The sequence below is a fragment of the Pantoea sp. X-Soil-YNGN-785 genome (genome assembly GCF_059730585.1).
Genome location: NZ_AP035942.1, coordinates 3,791,073 through 3,807,901, shown reverse-complemented (window position 1 = coordinate 3,807,901; position 16,829 = coordinate 3,791,073). Strand labels below are relative to the sequence as shown.

The 16,829-nt window shown below is 56.6% G+C and carries 16 protein-coding genes; 7 read left to right on the top strand and 9 right to left on the bottom strand.

Annotation, left to right across the window (positions count from 1 at the left end):
• Positions 1-39 precede the first annotated feature (39 nt).
• The 3 genes from AC6I8E_RS17760 to AC6I8E_RS17750 all read right to left on the bottom strand — a co-directional run bounded on the left by AC6I8E_RS17760 (position 40) and on the right by AC6I8E_RS17750 (position 3,608).
• On the bottom strand, positions 40-1,371 hold the full coding sequence (locus AC6I8E_RS17760; protein ID WP_033784267.1) for an MFS transporter: 1,332 nt from the start codon (positions 1,369-1,371) through the stop codon (positions 40-42).
• A 272-nt stretch (positions 1,372-1,643) separates the two neighbouring features.
• Positions 1,644-2,663, bottom strand: coding sequence for an inner membrane protein YhjD (gene yhjD / locus AC6I8E_RS17755; RefSeq protein WP_033784266.1), 1,020 nt, complete (start codon positions 2,661-2,663; stop codon positions 1,644-1,646).
• Between the two features lie 45 nt (positions 2,664-2,708).
• A complete protein-coding gene (locus tag AC6I8E_RS17750) occupies positions 2,709-3,608 on the bottom strand; it encodes a LysR family transcriptional regulator (RefSeq protein WP_013359435.1) in 900 nt (299 codons plus the stop codon).
• A 115-nt stretch (positions 3,609-3,723) separates the two neighbouring features.
• Between AC6I8E_RS17750 and AC6I8E_RS17745 the strand changes: the two genes are divergently transcribed.
• The gene (locus AC6I8E_RS17745) at positions 3,724-4,482 is read left to right on the top strand and encodes an SDR family NAD(P)-dependent oxidoreductase (protein ID WP_497824273.1); all 759 of its coding nucleotides are present in this window, start codon (positions 3,724-3,726) and stop codon (positions 4,480-4,482) included.
• Positions 4,483-4,521: 39 nt separating this feature from the next.
• Here AC6I8E_RS17745 and AC6I8E_RS17740 read toward each other — a convergent pair whose 3' ends face one another.
• Positions 4,522-5,367, bottom strand: coding sequence for a PhzF family phenazine biosynthesis protein (locus tag AC6I8E_RS17740; protein ID WP_497824272.1), 846 nt, complete (start codon positions 5,365-5,367; stop codon positions 4,522-4,524).
• Positions 5,368-5,473: 106 nt separating this feature from the next.
• On the opposite strand from AC6I8E_RS17740, the gene AC6I8E_RS17735 reads away from it, so the two are divergent.
• Positions 5,474-6,097 carry a glutathione S-transferase family protein gene (locus AC6I8E_RS17735; protein ID WP_033734411.1) on the top strand — a complete coding sequence of 208 codons (624 nt, stop codon included), beginning with the start codon at positions 5,474-5,476 and terminating at the stop codon, positions 6,095-6,097.
• Here AC6I8E_RS17735 and AC6I8E_RS17730 read toward each other — a convergent pair.
• On the bottom strand, positions 6,064-7,551 hold the full coding sequence (locus AC6I8E_RS17730; RefSeq protein WP_497824271.1) for an aminotransferase-like domain-containing protein: 1,488 nt from the start codon (positions 7,549-7,551) through the stop codon (positions 6,064-6,066). The genes AC6I8E_RS17735 and AC6I8E_RS17730 overlap by 34 nt on opposite strands.
• Positions 7,552-7,685: 134 nt before the next feature.
• Between AC6I8E_RS17730 and AC6I8E_RS17725 the strand changes: the two genes are divergently transcribed.
• Positions 7,686-8,273 carry a LysE family translocator gene (locus tag AC6I8E_RS17725; RefSeq protein WP_033784262.1) on the top strand — a complete coding sequence of 196 codons (588 nt, stop codon included), beginning with the start codon at positions 7,686-7,688 and terminating at the stop codon, positions 8,271-8,273.
• Here AC6I8E_RS17725 and AC6I8E_RS17720 read toward each other — a convergent pair.
• The 3 genes from AC6I8E_RS17720 to AC6I8E_RS17710 all read right to left on the bottom strand — a co-directional run bounded on the left by AC6I8E_RS17720 (position 8,270) and on the right by AC6I8E_RS17710 (position 13,364).
• Entirely contained in the window at positions 8,270-10,654 is a 2,385-nt protein-coding gene (locus AC6I8E_RS17720) for a phosphoketolase family protein (RefSeq protein WP_497824270.1), read from the bottom strand. The two genes, AC6I8E_RS17725 and AC6I8E_RS17720, sit on opposite strands and share 4 nt — an antisense overlap.
• Before the next feature lie 126 nt (positions 10,655-10,780).
• The gene (gene mqo, locus AC6I8E_RS17715) at positions 10,781-12,397 is read right to left on the bottom strand and encodes a malate dehydrogenase (quinone) (RefSeq protein WP_033784258.1); all 1,617 of its coding nucleotides are present in this window, start codon (positions 12,395-12,397) and stop codon (positions 10,781-10,783) included.
• A 511-nt stretch (positions 12,398-12,908) separates the two neighbouring features.
• Positions 12,909-13,364 (bottom strand): carboxymuconolactone decarboxylase family protein, encoded by a 456-nt coding sequence (locus AC6I8E_RS17710; RefSeq protein WP_013359427.1) that lies wholly within the window; start codon positions 13,362-13,364, stop codon positions 12,909-12,911.
• A gap of 57 nt (positions 13,365-13,421) precedes the next feature.
• On the opposite strand from AC6I8E_RS17710, the gene pdxR reads away from it, so the two are divergent.
• Positions 13,422-14,858 (top strand): MocR-like pyridoxine biosynthesis transcription factor PdxR, encoded by a 1,437-nt coding sequence (gene pdxR / locus AC6I8E_RS17705; protein ID WP_497824269.1) that lies wholly within the window; start codon positions 13,422-13,424, stop codon positions 14,856-14,858.
• Here pdxR and AC6I8E_RS17700 read toward each other — a convergent pair.
• Positions 14,848-15,090, bottom strand: a complete 243-nt coding sequence (locus tag AC6I8E_RS17700) for a DUF1158 domain-containing protein (RefSeq protein ID WP_013359425.1) — start codon at positions 15,088-15,090, stop codon at positions 14,848-14,850. The two genes, pdxR and AC6I8E_RS17700, sit on opposite strands and share 11 nt — an antisense overlap.
• 316 nt (positions 15,091-15,406) lie before the next feature.
• Between AC6I8E_RS17700 and mntP the strand changes: the two genes are divergently transcribed.
• The 3 genes from mntP (at position 15,407) to cspE (ending at position 16,790) form a co-directional block, all read left to right on the top strand.
• Positions 15,407-15,982 (top strand): manganese efflux pump MntP, encoded by a 576-nt coding sequence (gene mntP, locus AC6I8E_RS17695; RefSeq protein ID WP_013359423.1) that lies wholly within the window; start codon positions 15,407-15,409, stop codon positions 15,980-15,982.
• 117 nt (positions 15,983-16,099) lie between these two features.
• Positions 16,100-16,177 (top strand): stress response protein AzuC, encoded by a 78-nt coding sequence (gene azuC, locus AC6I8E_RS17690; protein WP_123809971.1) that lies wholly within the window; start codon positions 16,100-16,102, stop codon positions 16,175-16,177.
• A 400-nt stretch (positions 16,178-16,577) separates the two neighbouring features.
• Entirely contained in the window at positions 16,578-16,790 is a 213-nt protein-coding gene (gene cspE, locus AC6I8E_RS17685) for a transcription antiterminator/RNA stability regulator CspE (RefSeq protein WP_010253500.1), read from the top strand.
• Positions 16,791-16,829: the final 39 nt, after the last annotated feature.

Genomic DNA, 16,829 nt, shown 5'->3' with positions numbered 1-16,829 from the left:
CGGCGGCTGCCGGGTTTCACTGACCTTCATCCAACAGGATTAAACGTCATACAATGTCTGGTGACGCGTCTCTTTACAGGCCAGCAACGCTATCAGCGTCAGCACCGCCATCGACGCCAGATACAGCCCCACTGCCTGCAGACCATAATTGGCATTCAGCCAGGTCGCGATGTACGGCGCAACCGAGGCACCCAGAATCGAGGAGAGATTATAGGAGAACGAGGCACCGGTATAACGCACTTCGGTCGGGAACAGCTCCGGCAGCAGCGCGCCCATCGGGCCAAACGTCAGCCCCATAATGCTCAGACCCAGCAGCAGAAACGCCATCACCAGCGCCTGTGAACCGGAACCCAGCATTGCCGGGAACAGGAACGAAAACGCGATAATCATCAGCGTAATGGTAATCATCGTCTTGCGACGACCAAAACGGTCGGCCAGCAAACCGGCAATCGGCACCATCACACCAAAACCAATCACCGCCAGCATCAGCATCCACAGCATACTGTTACGCGGAATGCCCAGACCCGCTGGTGCTGGCGTGGTGCCATAGCTCATCGAATAGACGGTCATGATATAGAACAGCGTATAGGTCGCCAGCATGATAAAGGTGCCGAGAATGGTGGCAGTCAGATGCTTGCCCAGCAGCGCCGCAATCGGCACGCGAACCTGCTTCTTCTCTTTCTGCACTTTGGCAAACACCGGGCTCTCATGCAGCGACACGCGCACATACAGGCCAATCAGCACTAGTACAGCGGAGAGAATAAACGGCACACGCCAGCCCCACTGCATAAACTGTTCATCGGTCAGCAGCCAGGAGAGCAGCAGGAAAGTCCCGTTCGCGAAGAAAAAGCCAATCGGCGCACCCAGTTGAGGGAAAGAGCCATAAAGCGCACGCTTCTTCGCCGGGGCGTTTTCCGTCGCCAGCAGCGCCGCGCCGCCCCATTCACCGCCCAGCCCCAGCCCCTGACCAAAACGCGCCAGCGCCAGCAGCAGCGGCGCCAGCACACCGATGGTTTCATAGCTCGGCAACAGGCCGATCACCACGGTAGAGATCCCCATGGTCAGCAGCGAGGCAACCAGCGTGGCTTTACGCCCGACGCGATCGCCAAAGTGACCAAACACCGCAGAGCCAATCGGGCGCGCGATAAAGGCGATAGCAAAAGTGGCCAGCGACTGTAGCGTCGCGACCGTGGCATCACCCTGCGGGAAGAAAATGTGCGGGAAAACAATGACCGCAGCAGTGGCATAAATATAGAAGTCAAAGAACTCGATGGCCGTGCCGACCAGCGAGGCAATCACCACTTTACTGCGTGAGTTAACCGGTGTGGGATCCTGCTGTTTGTCGAGTGTATCTGTGAGGGAGGCTTGCATAACTGTTTCTTATTTGTAAATACAGACAAAGAATCTTACGCATCTGCCAGAGCGCATTCAATGATGAAAACCCGCGCCGCGTCTGGCTTCAGAGGGCAAAAAGAGGATAATTTCTGTGGTGTGACGAATGCCGGGCGATACCGGGGTAAACCGGACGATATCTGGCGGGATACTCTAAGAAAGGGCTAAATAAAAGTGACCCCTTAGCTATTCATCCTGTTATCTGGTGAAAAAATAGCCGAAGGGTGACATTTTCCGCTGTTGTTAACGGATTACGATGCTTTGCGGCGGGATGCGCTGCCCGCTTCCGGCATCTGAGGGTCGTCTTTATATTTGGCCGTCGCGATCCACGCTGCACAGAACAGCGTCAGACGGGCGAAGAAATAGAAGAACGCCATCAGACCGAGTACAGAACCAAAGGCTGCACCGGAAGGTGAGGTCGCCAGCTTCGGCAGCGTCAGCGTCATCACAAACTTAATCACCTCAAAGCCGATTGCCGCTAGCAGGGTGCCGCGGAACAGTGCTTTCTTGCGCGGCTTATGACGCGGCAGGATCCAGAAAATCCAGAGGAACAACAGATAGTTCGCCAGAACGGAAATCGACGTGGCGATAATGGTCAGGGCAGGCCGTAACCACTCAATGCCATCCAGCCCCAGCGCACTCACAATGGTCGCCTGGGCAGAACCGGCCACCGAGGTCAGCGACAGCGTAATCACCAGCGCCAGCATCAGACCCGTCAGCGACAGGAAGTCGCGAATATAACGCTTCCAGATCTTCTCTTTGTCATCCGGTTTACGTTCCCACACGTCGCGCGACTGGGCGCGGATCGCTTCACGCAGATTACCCATCCAGTTAAGACCGGAGTAGAGCGCCAGCAGTAAACCGGTGATACCCACGGTGGCACGCTGCTGAATGGCGGTATTCACCGTATTCTTCAGCGTGGTTGCCAGCGTCGGGTCACTGATGCTGCTGACGATTTTGTTGATGATATCGGTCAGCAGATCCTGATTCGATGCCAGCACAAAACCCACGGCGGCAAACGACACCATCAGAATGGGGATCAGCGATAAAAATGAAAAATAAGTAATGGCTGCGCCAAACTGACTGCCGAGTCGGTCATTAAAGCGGTCGAGAGCGCGAATAAAATGCGCTACCGCCGGAATAGACTGGAACCAGGTGGCGAAGCGCGACACGCGAACAATCGACTCATCCACGGTGTGATTGCCGGTTTTAATATCGATAAGCGGCTTTTCTGGCTGCATATCCTGCGGGTTTTCCTGCTTGTCTGTCATAGACCTTCACTGTCCTGTTTATCATTAAAATCAAAGTATAGCCGCTCAGGTGACGTACTCCTGTAACACCTGACTCAGCCACTCCATAAATACCCTTACGCGGCGTGCCACATTGCGCCGGTGCGGATAGAGCAGATGGATCGGCATCGGTCTGGCGGGAAAGCGATGCAGCACTTCCACCAGCTCGCCCCTTTCCAGTAATGTCTGAATCCCGGCGGCGGGCACCTGAATAATCCCCAGCCCTGCCAGACAGGCGGCGCGGTAGGTTTCCGTGCTGTTCACCGTCACCACGCCACCGGTATGAACGTAATGGCACTGCCTGCCATCAAAATATTCAAAGCCGGGTGAGGCCTGGCCGAGCTGCTGGCTGTAATGCACCATCGCATGCTGCGACAGCTCTTCCAGCCGGATTGGCATGCCGAACCGCGAAAGGTAGCCAGGGCTGGCGCAGTTGATCAAGGTATGAGTACCAATTTTTCGCGCAATCAGCCCCGAATCCTTCAGCTCACCGACCCGGATGACGCAGTCAAATCCTTCCCGGATCACATCCACCTGTCGGTCGCTGCTGCTCAGCTCAATTTCCACGCCCGGGTAGTGCTGCAAAAATTCCGGCAGCCTTGGCAGGATAAAGCCGGTGGCCATCGCCACTGACATATCGACCCGAAGTTTACCGCTGAGCGAAGCGGGCTCGTGCTGAAACAGGCTGTCCATATCGTCAATCATCGACAACAGATCCAGGCAGCGGTCGTAATAGACCAGGCCATCCTGGGTTAGTTGCACCCGGCGCGTGGTGCGATGCAGCAAACGTGTTGCCATTTGATTCTCCAGCGCCTGAATCTGTCGCGATACGCTGCCTTTAGGTATGCCCAAACTCTCTGCCGCGCGGGTAAAACTGCCCATTTCGGCCACCCGCACAAACACCTGCATTGCGTGAATTTTGTCCATGTTGTTCACCGATTGTTGTTTTTATTGAAACAGTGATGCGCGTTTAACCCTGTTTATAGATCAATAATTCGCGAATATCCTTAAACCGTGTTCAATTTTTCAACAGGTGTGTGAGATGAATCAGAAAGTGGCGTTAATTACCGGTGCAAACCGCGGTTTAGGCCGCAATGGAGCCTTAAAACTGGCTGCCAGAGGCACAGATATTATTCTGACTTACCGCAGCCATGCCGATGAGGCGCAGTCGGTTGTAAAGGAAATTGAAGCGCTGGGACAGCGCGCCGTGGCGCTGGCGCTGGATGTCGGCGAAACCGGGCAGTTTGATCGCTTTGTCGGCGAGGTGAAAGCGGTACTGCAACAGCAGTGGCAGCGTGAGCGCTTTGACTATTTAGTGAACAACGCCGGTCACGGACACTACAAGCCGTTTACCGACACCACCGAGGCGGAATTTGATGCACTGGTGAATGTGCATTTCAAAGGGCCTTACTTCCTGACCCAGAAGCTGCTGTCGCTGATTAACGACGGGGGTCGCATCCTGAATATCTCCAGCGGTCTGACCCGCCTGGTCTATCCTGGCTCCGCGACCTATGCGTCGATGAAAGGGGCGATGGAAGTCCTGACGCGTTATCAGGCGAAAGAGCTGGGTGAACGCCGCATTCGCGTCAATATTCTGGCACCTGGCGCGATAGAGACAGACTTTGGCGGAGGACGTGTGCGTGATACCCGCGAGATTAACGACCAGATTGCCGGGCTGACGGCGCTGGGTCGGGTCGGACTGCCGGATGATATCGGCGACGCTATCAGCGCGATCCTCAGTGACGAAACCGGCTGGATCACCGCCCAGCGCATTGAAGCGTCCGGCGGGCAGGGAATTTAACCCCGGGCGGCGTCGCGGAAAACACGACGCCGCCGCCTTTCACAGCGTAATGGTGCCATCGATGACGGTCACGGTATTGCCGCCAATCCAGATGGTCTCACCGGCAAAGGTCACATTCACCCGCCCCGCGCGCTGCAGGGCCGTGCCCTGGCGAACGCGATAGGGGGTGGTTTGCCCCGCCGCGGCAAAGTAACGCGCCAGACAGGCGTTGGCGCTGCCGGTCACCGGATCTTCGGTCAGGCTGCCATTCTCCACCAGCAGACCGCGCACTTCATACTGTTCAGGCTCGCCAGTGGGCAGGCGGCCAAAGGGCATGATGCCCGAGACACCCGCATGCTGAATCAGATGCTGCAATTCACTGACATCGGGCTGCAGCGCCAGTACCGCTTCAGCGCTGATCATCGGTATGAGCAGCCAGCGAATCCCCATGTCCACTACCGTCGGACTTTGCGTCAGATCGAACGCATCGCTGTTTAAGGCGTTACTCATCCGCGCATCCTGCCAGGGCATCAGCGTGGCAGCCGGCGCGGCAAATGCCAGGCCCGCGTCACCAATCTTCACCGTCACGTTACCGACGCCGCACTCCTGCACGATTTCACCCGGCGTGCGGGTTGGCCATCCCGCCTCCAGCAGCGCATGGGCGGTGCCCAGCGTCGGATGACCGGCAAATGGCAGTTCCCCTTCAACGGTAAAAATCCGCACCCGATAGTCCGCCTCTTCATGCTGAGGCGGCAGGACAAAGGTGGTTTCCGACAGGTTTGTCCAGCGGGCAATCGCCGCCAGCTGGCTGTCGCTTAACCCCTGAGCATCCATGATCACCGCCAGCGGATTGCCGTTAAAGGCTGATGAGGTAAACACATCGACTTGCTTAAACGCGACCTTCATTGTGACTCCTTGCTCTGGGCTCAGTGTGGCCTTTTCTCTGCCGGATGATTGCTTATAACAGCTAACAGCGTTATCAATAAGTTAAAGATTTTACCGGAGACTGTGAATGCTGACGATCCTGGGACGCGCCTCCTCAATCAACGTGCGCAAAGTATTATGGCTGTGTGACGAGCTGGACCTTGATTACCAGCGCGAAGAGTGGGGCGACGGCTTCCGTTCAACGCACCTGCCCGAATTTATGGCACTCAACCCGAATGCGATGGTGCCGGTACTGAAAGATGATGACTTTGTGATGTGGGAATCCAACGCCATTCTGCGCTATCTGGCGAACGCCTATGGCGGTGAATGGCTTTATCCTCTGCATCCGCAGACGCGTGCGCCTGTTGATCAGTGGATGGACTGGCAATCCACCGAACTCAACACCTCATGGCGCTACGCCTTTATGTCGCTGGTTCGAAACTCACCGGCCCATCAGGACCCGCGACTGCTGGCTGCAGCCAGCAAAGGCTGGGCGCACACCATGAGCATTCTCAATCAGCAACTGGAAAAAACCGGCCGCTACGTCGCCGGACGCAATTTTACCCTGGCAGACATTCCGATTGGCCTGGCAGTGAACCGCTGGTTTGAAACCCCGCTCGATCATCCCGACTATCCGGCGGTGCGCACCTATTATGAGCGTCTGACTGAACGTCGCGGCTATACCGTCTGGGGTCGCAACGGTACACCCTGAGCTTCGCCGCACGGCACGCCCGCCAGTTCACAGGCGATTTCGCCCGCGTGCTGAATCGCCCGGGTGTAGCGGGCATCAAACGGATAGCAGCAGGAGAGACGCAGCGCATGGTTGTAGCGCTCACTCAATGAATAGAGCGCGCCAGGCGTGACGCAAATCTGCTCCTGCAGCAGCCGATCAAACATCTCGGTGGTATTCACGCCGCCCGGTAACTCGACCCAGAAAACAAATCCACCGCGCGGCAGCGTCGCGCGGGTTCCTACCGGAAAGTAGCGTGCGATCAGACCGCGCGCCTCATCCAGATTGGCCGCATAGCGACGACGCAGCGTGCGCAGATGATGGTCGTAACCGCCGGACGCAAGAAACTCCGCCAGCGTTTCCGAGAGCAGGGCGGATTCGGCCATCGACGATACTGCTTTCAGTCGGGCAATCGCGTCATGAAAACGGCCTGCGGCGGTCCAGCCAAGTCGAAAGTCGGGTGCCACGGTTTTGGTAAAGCTGGTGCAGTAAATCACCCAGCCATCGCGATCAAAGGCTTTCACGGCGGGCGAGAGTGGCCAGTCGAACTGCAACTCGTCATACAGCCCGTCTTCTATCAGCGGAACGTGGTAAGTATTCACTAACTTCGCCAGCCGCTTCTTATTCTCCAGCGACATGCCACAGCCCAGCGGGTTCTGCACGCTGGGCATTGCAATCAGTGCCTTAATACGCTGCTCCTGCAGCAGCATCTCAAGCGCATCCAGCGACAGGCCATGTTGCGGATCGGTAGGGATTTCCAGCGCCTTCAGGCCCAGCGACGCCAGCAGCGGGAAGAGGAAGAAGTAAGTCGGCGACTCCAGCCCGACACAGTCGCCGGGCTGCGTCACCGCCCGCAGCGCCAGCTGTAATGCCTCCATGCAGCCGTGGGTCAGGGTGATCTCATCGGCGGTGAGCGTTTGCCCGGCGTGTAGCGCCCGTCGCGCAATCTCCTCCCGTAAGCGCTCACTACCGGGCGGAAGTGCATAGCGCCCGATAATGTTGGGATGACGGCGCAGCAGTGAGGCGGTAATCCGGGCGATGCGCGCCGCCGGAAACAGCTCGCTGTCCTGCGGGCAGGCCAGCGAGATATTGGTGTAGTCGGGATGGTTCTGCGCTGCAAACACCTTATCAATCAGGTCGAGCTTGCCGCTGCTGGGGTCGCGTACCCGGGCTTTATGCTGACCGTGACGGGTGACGGCGGGCAATACGCCACGCACGTAATAGCCCGACTGCGGACGCGCCTCAATCAGCCCGCGATCTTCCAGCAGCTGCCAGGCATTCAGCACCGTGTTGACGCTGACCTGGTGTGACTGAGAGACGCGGCGAATCGCCGGCAGGCGTTTACCGGGTTTCAGCGTGCCCTGATGGATGGCCTCAGCGAAGCTGTCTGCGAGCTGCTGATAGAGTGGCTGATCGGAAGTGGGAGCAAGGGACACAGAAGCCTCCGGCGTAGATGGGTACAATTGCTGTTAACGGGAACTGTAACCATAACAATAGTAATTTTGTGTCACTGTTACCATCTCTTTCTCCGTCGTAGCATAGAACTCTGTCCACTTTCAGGAGAGCCACTATGCTCGATCCCTCTTTCTTCAGTTACGTCACCGTGATGTCCATTACGCCAGGCCCGAACAATCTGTTGCTGGCGACCTCCGGCGTCAATTTTGGCATGCGGCGGACCCTGCCGATGGTGTTTGGCATTTTAGTGGGCTGCGCGTTACAGACGGTGATTGCCGGGATGGCGCTGGAAATATTGCTGCACTGGATGGCGGCGATTCGCCTGCCGCTGACGCTGGCAGGCTGTACCTATCTGATGTGGTTATCCTGGAAAATTTTTCGCGCCGGTGCACCGGAAGCGCGAACCCGACCACAGCCGATGACGCTGGTGGGCGGTGCCTGCTTCCAGGCGATCAACCCCAAAGCCTGGCTGATGGCCACTAACGTCGCGCTGCTCTACACCGGCAGCAGCGGCGTGCTGACGGTGATGATCGGCTTTATGCTGCTCAATCTGCCCTGCATCCTGATCTGGGCTGCGCTGGGCGATCGCCTGCGCAGCCATCTGCAGATTGCCTGGAAGCGTCAGCTGTTTAACAGCCTGATGGCGCTGTCATTGGTGGCGACCACCGTCTGGATGCTGACCGACGCGCTGCTGGCCGCTTAATCGGGCGCACCGGGTGCGGTGGCCGACGGCCATTTCCAGTTCTGCACCTCCGGCAAATCTTCGCCATGTTCACGGACATAGCGGTGATGTTCCGCCAGACGCTGCTGTAAATCCTCCAGCAGCTCGGGATGGGCGTCGGCCAGACCCGGCACCCGCAGAATCACCTCCTGCGCCAGATGATAACGGTCAAGCTCGTTCAGCACCGTCATATCAAATGGCGTGGTGGTGGTTCCCTCTTCATTGAAGCCGCGCACATGGAAGTTGCGATGATTGGTACGCGCATAGGTCAGCCGATGTATCAGCGCCGGATAGCCGTGGAAGGCAAAAATCACCGGCTTATCCTGGGTAAACAGGGCGTCGAATTCCGCATCAGATTTGCCATGCGGATGCTTATCCTGTGGCTGCAGCGCCAGTAAATCGACCACGTTCACCACCCGGATGCGCAGTTCGGGCAGCATCTCGCGCAGCAGATCCACCGCCGCCATTGTCTCCATGGTCGGCACATCACCGGCACAGGCCATCACCACATCCGGCTGTTCATTCTCCGGCATGGTGCCTGCCCAGCGCCACTCACCCATCCCCGCTTCGCAATGCGTCACGGCGCTGGCCATATCCAGCCACTGCGGTGCTGGCTGTTTGCCCGCGACAATCACATTGATCCGGTTCCAGGTGCGCAGGCAGTGATCGCCAACCCACAGCAGCGTATTGGCATCGGGCGGCAGATAGATGCGCACGATATCCGCTTTCTTGTTGGCGACGTGATCCATAAAGCCCGGATCCTGATGGCTGTAGCCGTTGTGGTCCTGTCGCCATACATGGGAAGAGAGCAGGTAGTTCAGCGATGAAATCGGCTTACGCCAGCCCAGCTTACGCGACACTTTCAGCCACTTGGCATGCTGGTTAAACATCGAATCGACAATGTGGATAAAGGCTTCATAGCAGTTGAACAGCCCGTGACGGCCGGTCAGCAGATAACCTTCCAGCCAGCCCTGACACTGATGCTCACTGAGGATTTCCATCACCCGGCCATCCCGCGCCAGCTGCTCATCATAAGGCTCGGTTCGTTCCAGCCAGGTGCGGCTGGTCACGTCGAACACTGGCGTCAGGCGGTTAGAGGCGGTTTCATCCGGGCCAAACAGTCGGAAATTATCGCGGTTGCGCTGGAACAGCACGCTGAGATAGCGGCCCAGATGCTCCGTGGCCTGCGCCATCTCTGTGCCTGGCTCGCTGACATCGCAGGCAAACTCCGCCAGCGCAGGCGTATCCAGCTCGCGGCGCAGCAGGCCGCCATTGGCATAGGGTGATGCGCCCATGCGTTTATCGCCTTCCGGTGCCAGCGCCTGCAGTTCCGGTTTTAAGCGACCCTGTTCATCAAACAGGTCATCGGGCTGGTAGCGGCGCATCCACGTCTCAAGGATTTGACGATGACCGTCATCTTCACGACAGGCCGCAACCGGCACCTGATGCGCCCGCCAGAAGTCCTCCACTTTCTTACCGTCGACCGTTTTGGGGCCGGTCCAGCCTTTGGGACTGCGCAGAATAATCATCGGCCAGCGCGGCACATCGTCACTGGCGTTGCCGCTGCGGGCTTCACGCTGATACGCGGCGATTTTACTGAAGGCGTTATCCAGCGCCTCCGCCATCAGCGGATGCATTTTTTCCGGGTCATGCCCGCTGACAAACAGCGGTTCATAACCGTAGCCGCTGAATAGCTGGTGGAGATCGTCGTCGCTGCTGCGACCCAGCAATGTCGGGTTGGCAATCTTATAACCGTTGAGATGCAGAATCGGCAGCACCGCGCCGTCACGTTCAGGATTGAGGAATTTGATGCCGTGCCAGCTGGAGGCCAGCGGGCCGGTCTCGGCTTCACCGTCGCCAATCACGCACGGCACCACCAGATCGGGATTATCGAAAGCGGCACCAAAGGCATGGGAGAGCGAATAGCCCAGCTCACCGCCTTCATTAATCGAGCCGGGGGTTTCCGGTGCTGCGTGGCTGGGAATGCCGCCCGGAAACGAGAACTGCTTAAACAGGCGCTGCATGCCCGCTGCATCCGGGGAGATGTGCGGATAAATTTCGCTGTAGCTGCCCTCCAGCCAGGTATTTGCCACCATGCCGGGGCCGCCGTGTCCGGGCCCGCAGATGTAGATCATATTCAGGTTCTGTTTGCGGATAACACGGTTGAGATGGGCATAGATAAAATTCAGCCCTGGCGTGGTGCCCCAGTGGCCCAGCAGACGCGGTTTGATGTGCTCCGGTTTGAGCGGTTCGCGTAACAGTGGGTTATCCATCAGGTAAATCTGTCCGACGGAGAGGTAATTTGCTGCCCGCCAGTAGCGGTCGATCAGCGTGAATTCCGGTAACGCAGGGGAGTAAGACATGCCGGTTCCTCTTGAGCGTTCAGCTAAAAGATGCCTTAACCCTAATAGAGAATACCCGGTACGACCAGGCAACCGGCCAATAAAAAAGGCCCCGCAGTGCGGAGCCTCTTTATCAATGGCGCTGAATTACTTGCCGACGACGAATGCGGTTTCCCGTCCTTCATCGTTGGCCGCCATCGGGGTGACCGGCGAGTAATCGAGATGCAGAATGCGGCTGGTTTCAGCTAACACTTTCTCTGTCAGCGCCACGTCACCGTTCAGTTTGCGACCCCAGGAAGGGATCACCGCACGGATTTTGTTCTGCCATTCCGGCGAAGCCATCTGCTCAGGACAGACCTTGTGCAGCAGCTCCAGCATGATCGGTGCCGCGGTAGAGGCACCTGGCGACGCACCCAGCAGCGCTGAAATCGTACCATCCTGTGAGGCAACCACTTCGGTGCCCAGACGCAATACCGCGCCTTCTTTCTCATCTTTCTTGATGATCTGCACACGCTGACCGGCAGTGACTAAACGCCAGTCCTCCTGCTTCGCCTGCGGCACATAGGCGCGCAGGGCGTCCATCCGGTCGCGATCGCTTTGCAGCACCTGATCCATCAGGTATTTCACCAGGTCAAAACTTTTCAGCCCCACTTTCACCATCGGCAGCATATTGCTGCTGTTCAGCGAGGTGAACATATCCATCAGCGAACCCTGCTTCAGGAACTTGGTTGAGAAGGTGGCGAACGGGCCAAACAGCAATACCTGCTTGCCATCCAGCACGCGGGTGTCGACGTGCGGTACGGACATCGGCGGTGCGCCGACGCTGGCTTTACCGTAGACCTTCGCCATGTGCTGCGCGACGACCTGCGGATTTTCAGTGACCAGGAACGAACCGCCCACCGGGAAGCCGGCGTAGCCGTTGGCTTCCGGGATACCGGCTTTCTGCAACAGCGGTAACGCCGCGCCGCCCGCACCGATAAAGATTTTACCTGCCGTCAGTGTACGACGCGTGCCGCTGTTCAGACACTGCAGGGTGACCTGCCAGCGACCATCAGCGAGCTGCTTCAGCTCACGCACTTCCTGGCGCAGACGCAGCTGGAAATTCGCTTTCTTCTCTAATGCGGCGATCAGCTGACGGGTGATTTCACCGAAGTTCACATCGGTGCCCATCTCTGTCCAGGTCGCGGCCACTTTCTGGCTGCGGTCGCGGCCATTCATTACCAGCGGGATCCAGCGGGCAATCTGCTTCGGATCTTCGGAGTAGGCCATGCCACGGAACAGGGTGCTTTTCTGCAACGCACTGAAACGCTTGCGCAGGAACTCGACATTGTCGTCGCCCCAGACGAAGCTCATGTGTGGCGTGCTGTGAATAAAGCTTTCAGGGTTGCGCAGGTTGCCTTTCTGGACCTGATAAGCCCAGAACTGGCGGGAAATCTGGAACGATTCGTTGATCGTTACCGCTTTGGAGATGTCGATGCTGCCATCCGCCTGCTGAGGCGTATAGTTCAGCTCCGCCAGCGCCGCATGACCGGTGCCCGCGTTATTCCAGCCGTTGGACGACTCTTCGGCCACGCTGTCGAGCCGCTCCACCATTTCGATGGACCAGTCCGGCTCTAAGTCCTGCAGCCATGCACCGAGGGTAGCGCTCATCACACCTGCGCCAATCAGCAGCACGTCAACGTCTTTGCGCTCCTGCGCGGTAGTAGTGGTGTCCTTTGCCATGGCACTCATCGCGAGCGCAAGGTTTATAGCTGAATTGCACATGAGGCGACATATCCTCTTCTGTTGACCTGAAGCCCAACAGTTTCGCAGGCGAAATAGTCACGCTTCTTTCGAGCGCGTTGCGCTATTTCTCAAAGGTTAAGTCTCAGGTATAGGGTTAAAGCGGTGATAACGCGTTAACTGCACGTTATGCTTTGTCATCCGAATATAACATTCTCGCATCTGAATTAAACATTTGTTTATTTTTTAAATGCAGAAATGATTCAGCATAAGAATTAATCATCACGGGCAGTGGCGTATTAGCGGTTTTTTAGAGTGAAGTCAGTAGGTTAACTGAAAAGAGTTGTTGCGTAAAAGCCCTATGCTGGTGCAACGCAGAAATGGGTGCAAACGGTGCGGAATTATTTAATTCGCTGAAATTTAGCGATTTATTATGCAATAAGGAATAACAGGAATCAGGTGAAGAGAGCCTGAATAGCTGCTTGTGTAAAAATAATGTTACATTTTTGTGAGTCTGAAAATGCGTGCACGCCGGTGCACGCATCGGATTCACTTATGACTGATTCGCACTGGCAGGCAGCTTTTTCAGACTTATCGCCATGCGGTTATAGGTGTTCATCAGGCCAATGGCGATGTTCAGATCGACAATCTCTTTCTCGCTAAACTGCGCTTTTAATGTGTCATAGCAGGCATCCGGCGCGCCCTGTTGAGCAATCAGCGTCAGGCATTCAGCCCAGTGCAGGGCCGCCTTCTCTTTATCGCTGAACAGCGTGCCGGATTCGTGCCAGACCTGGGTCAATACGATCTTATCCCAGCCCATACCCGATTTATTCAGCGCTTTAGTATGTAAATCAATGCAGTAAGCGCAGCCGTTAATCTGCGATATGCGCAGGAACAGCAGTTCCAGTAAAGTGAGCGGCAGATCGGTTTGCGCCAGATAACTATACACGCCGCCCAGCGCTTTCATGCCTGCTGGTGCCGCACTGTGAAAATCGATACGTTCGCTCATCTTATTGCCTCCTGGGGTTGATGGGGCGATTCTCGGCCTTTCAATGGAGCAGATAAAGTGCCAAAAAATGAGAGTCTGACTGGTCCATCGCCGCTTTCGACGCTGACGCTCCAGCGCGGCACGTCACGTGGCTTCAGCGAACAGCTACGCCAGCTGATTGAGCAGGCGATTGGGGAAGGACGCTTGCCGCCCGGTGCGCGTCTGCCTTCCTGTCGCGATCTGGCGGCACAGCTCGGCGTGGCGCGCGGCACCGTTCGCGCCAGCTATGACATGCTGGTCGATGGTCAGTTTCTGCAGGCCAGAGGTGCGGCGGGCACCTTCGTCAGCGCACTACCGCCGTTAAAACCGGCCATCGCCAGTCCTGAACGCCAGCTGCTGGCGGGCACAGAAGCGGCTGAAGCGCCTCCGCTGACCTTTCAGATGGGCATTCCGGCCAGTGATGCGTTCCCGGTTAAAGTCTGGCTGCGCATTCTGCAGCGTCAGGCGCGCATGCAGGTCAGCAGACCGGCCTGTTATCCCGATCCACGCGGCAGCTTAACGCTGCGCCAGGCGCTGGTGGCCTATCTGGCAGTGGCGCGTGGCCTGCGCTGTCAGGCGGACCAGATCATTATTACCAGCGGCTATGCGGGTGCGATGGGCCTGATTGGCCTGGCGATGGATTTTCAGGGCAAAACGGCCTGGCTGGAAGATCCCGGATTCTGGGTGGCGCGTCGTGCGGTTGACGCGCTGCGCGTTACGCCGGTTGCTGTGCCGGTGGATGCTGAAGGGTTACAGGTGGAGGCGGGGATGGCCCGCGCGCCGGATGCCGCTTTCGCGCTGGTCACGCCGGGACAGCAGGCGCCGCTTGGCATAACGATGAGTCTGGCGCGCCGCCATGCATTACTGAACTGGGCCAGCCGCGAGCAGCGCTGGATTATCGAAGATGACTATCTCGGCGAGCTTCAGCCCGGCAATCGCGCGGCACCGGCACTGGCTGCGCTCGACAGCGAAGGGCGGGTATTGCACATCGGCACCTTCAGTAAGACGCTGACGCCGCAACTGAGGCTCGGTTTTATCGTGGTTCCGCCGGCGCTGACGACCCGGTTCGGCGAAGTGTGTGCATTGCTTGCGCCAGCCTCTTCGGGATTGCTGCACAATGCGGTAGCGGAGTTTCTGCGTGAAGGTCACTTTATGCGGCATCTGCGGCGCATGAAGCGCGTCTATCAGGAGCGGCTGGAGCAGATGATCGCGGCGCTCCATCCTTACTTTCCCGACCTGCAACGCGCCGGGCTGGCGGTGATTGTCCGCTTACCCGCCGGTACGCCGGATGAGGTGATTGCGCAGCAGGCAGCAGAGTGGGGCATGGCCCCGTCGCCGCTGTCGATCTGGTATCAGCAGGCCGATCAACACGCTGCGGGCCTGATACTGGGTGCGGCACATCTGCCGCGTGAGGGTTATGCGCGTAGCGCCGAACGGCTAAAAGCGCTGGTCGATGCGCAGGCGGTCAGCTCCTGAACCAGCGACGCCAGACAAAGCGAATCACAAAAAACTCCAGTGCGCCGAGCACTAAAAACCAGACGCAAAACACCACTGTGTAGAGCTGATTCAGATCCTGCAAATGGAACATCTGCAACAGATGCTGCGCCACCGTCACGCTAAAAGCGGGCGCGGGCAGCAGCAGCGCCGAGAGAAAGCCCAGCAGCAAAATGCCACCCGGCACGATCAACGTCTCAAAAGGGTTATTCATAACCGGTTTCCCATATTTATCAGCCCGGCATTTTCCGGTAATCGGCGACAGGGTTCAATGGTGGCGTGCGGCAAAGCGCCACCCCGCAGCCTGAACCGGTCAGGTCAGCACGGAGAAAATGCTTTGCCACCATCGACTTAGCGCCATTCATAGCGAATGATAAGAGTTATAGCCTTTGCTATACTTAAATCCCTGATTTTACTGTCTTTTTATCTTTGAGTTTGCGTGGTAGACTGCGCCCACTTTTTCATAACTGAACACTTTGTGTGGTGAATTCAGCGTGAATTGCCGCTTTTTCGCCCCAGGTGAATAAATCATGACCTTTATTGCCACTTTAATTCTTGCACTGGGTATGTCGATGGACGCGTTTGCTGCTGCGCTGGGCAAAGGTGCCACGCTGCATCGTCCTGGTTTTAAAGAAGCGCTGCGTACCGGTCTGATCTTTGGCTCTATTGAAGCGCTGACTCCACTGATTGGCTGGGCGCTTGGCCTGGCCGCCAGCCGTTACATTATGGCGTGGGATCACTGGGTTGCCTTCAGCCTGCTGGCGTTTCTGGGTGGCCGTATGATGATGGAAGGTTTCCGTCAGACGGCCGTTGCAGAACCCTGCGAAGCGCCGCAAAGTCATGGTTTTATGGTGCTGGCAACCACCGCCGTCGCCACCAGCCTGGATGCGCTGGCGGTCGGTGTCGGTCTGGCTTTCCTGCAGGTGAATATCATCACCACCGCGCTGACCATTGGTGCTGCTACCACGGTAATGGCGACGACAGGCGTACTGGTCGGGCGCTTTATCGGTCCGGTGCTGGGCAAGTGGGCGGAAGTGCTGGGCGGCGTCGTCTTAATCGCCGTTGGCTCCACCATTCTGTTACAACATCTTGGCTATATGGGCTAGGGCTTTTGCCTGAAAAAGCCCCATTTTTGTGATCTGGTTCAAATTTATTTGCTGTTAAAACGCACAGAGGCTATACTTTTTCAGTATATCTTCAACTAAATTTGAAACAGGTATTCTATGAAACGCATCATTAAACACGTGTTCCGCGCTTACGTTGAGACGTTCAAACACGTACCGCCGGGTGCCATGTATTAAGCACCCCGCAAGAAACCCTCGATAATCGCGGTCAGGGATCGACCTGTGATTATCACCTTCTCTGTTTTTTGCTGCTCTTGCTTCTCACTGATTTAAAACCGCGTTTTGGTACTTCTGGTGAATCTTTTCTGCTCCTCCTCTCCCCATTCAGCCATCTAAGCATTTAAATGGTTAAAATAAATAAGCATATACGTTGCTAAATTATTATTGCTATGTCTTAATGCGTCATCGGTTTGGAACACAGACCTTATGAAAGCAGTTTTAGTAAAGTAGTCTTCAGTTCAAGTGTTATCCACAGATATCCTTCTTCGAAAGCCTCCTCCTAAGTGCCCAATAAGTAAATCTCGAACTACAGGCCATCTTCGCCGCTCTTAGTGGCTAATCGATTAAGGAAATATCTATGTCTAACAAAATGACTGGTTTAGTAAAATGGTTTAATTCAGATAAAGGTTTTGGCTTTATCACTCCCGATGATGGCAGCAAAGATGTATTCGTGCATTTCTCTGCTATCCAGGGTGATAACTACAAAACGCTTGATGAAGGTCAGAAAGTCTCCTTCACCATTGAAAATGGCGCTAAAGGCCCTGCAGCTGGCAACGTCACAGCGCTGTAAGCCGCGCTCATTATCAGCGACGTTTACAATAGCGATGAA

Coding starts and splice junctions, on each gene's coding strand:
- AC6I8E_RS17750 (WP_013359435.1), bottom strand. CDS start 3,608: ATGGACAAAATTCACGCAATGCAGGTGTTTGTGCGGGTGGCCGAAATG.
- AC6I8E_RS17735 (WP_033734411.1), top strand. CDS start 5,474: ATGCTGACGATCCTGGGACGCGCCTCCTCAATCAACGTGCGCAAAGTA.
- AC6I8E_RS17710 (WP_013359427.1), bottom strand. CDS start 13,364: ATGAGCGAACGTATCGATTTTCACAGTGCGGCACCAGCAGGCATGAAA.
- AC6I8E_RS17700 (WP_013359425.1), bottom strand. CDS start 15,090: ATGAATAACCCTTTTGAGACGTTGATCGTGCCGGGTGGCATTTTGCTG.
- azuC (WP_123809971.1), top strand. CDS start 16,100: ATGAAACGCATCATTAAACACGTGTTCCGCGCTTACGTTGAGACGTTC.
- mntP (WP_013359423.1), top strand. CDS start 15,407: ATGACCTTTATTGCCACTTTAATTCTTGCACTGGGTATGTCGATGGAC.
- AC6I8E_RS17760 (WP_033784267.1), bottom strand. CDS start 1,371: ATGCAAGCCTCCCTCACAGATACACTCGACAAACAGCAGGATCCCACA.
- AC6I8E_RS17745 (WP_497824273.1), top strand. CDS start 3,724: ATGAATCAGAAAGTGGCGTTAATTACCGGTGCAAACCGCGGTTTAGGC.
- yhjD (WP_033784266.1), bottom strand. CDS start 2,663: ATGACAGACAAGCAGGAAAACCCGCAGGATATGCAGCCAGAAAAGCCG.
- AC6I8E_RS17740 (WP_497824272.1), bottom strand. CDS start 5,367: ATGAAGGTCGCGTTTAAGCAAGTCGATGTGTTTACCTCATCAGCCTTT.
- mqo (WP_033784258.1), bottom strand. CDS start 12,397: ATGTGCAATTCAGCTATAAACCTTGCGCTCGCGATGAGTGCCATGGCA.
- AC6I8E_RS17725 (WP_033784262.1), top strand. CDS start 7,686: ATGCTCGATCCCTCTTTCTTCAGTTACGTCACCGTGATGTCCATTACG.
- AC6I8E_RS17720 (WP_497824270.1), bottom strand. CDS start 10,654: ATGTCTTACTCCCCTGCGTTACCGGAATTCACGCTGATCGACCGCTAC.
- cspE (WP_010253500.1), top strand. CDS start 16,578: ATGTCTAACAAAATGACTGGTTTAGTAAAATGGTTTAATTCAGATAAA.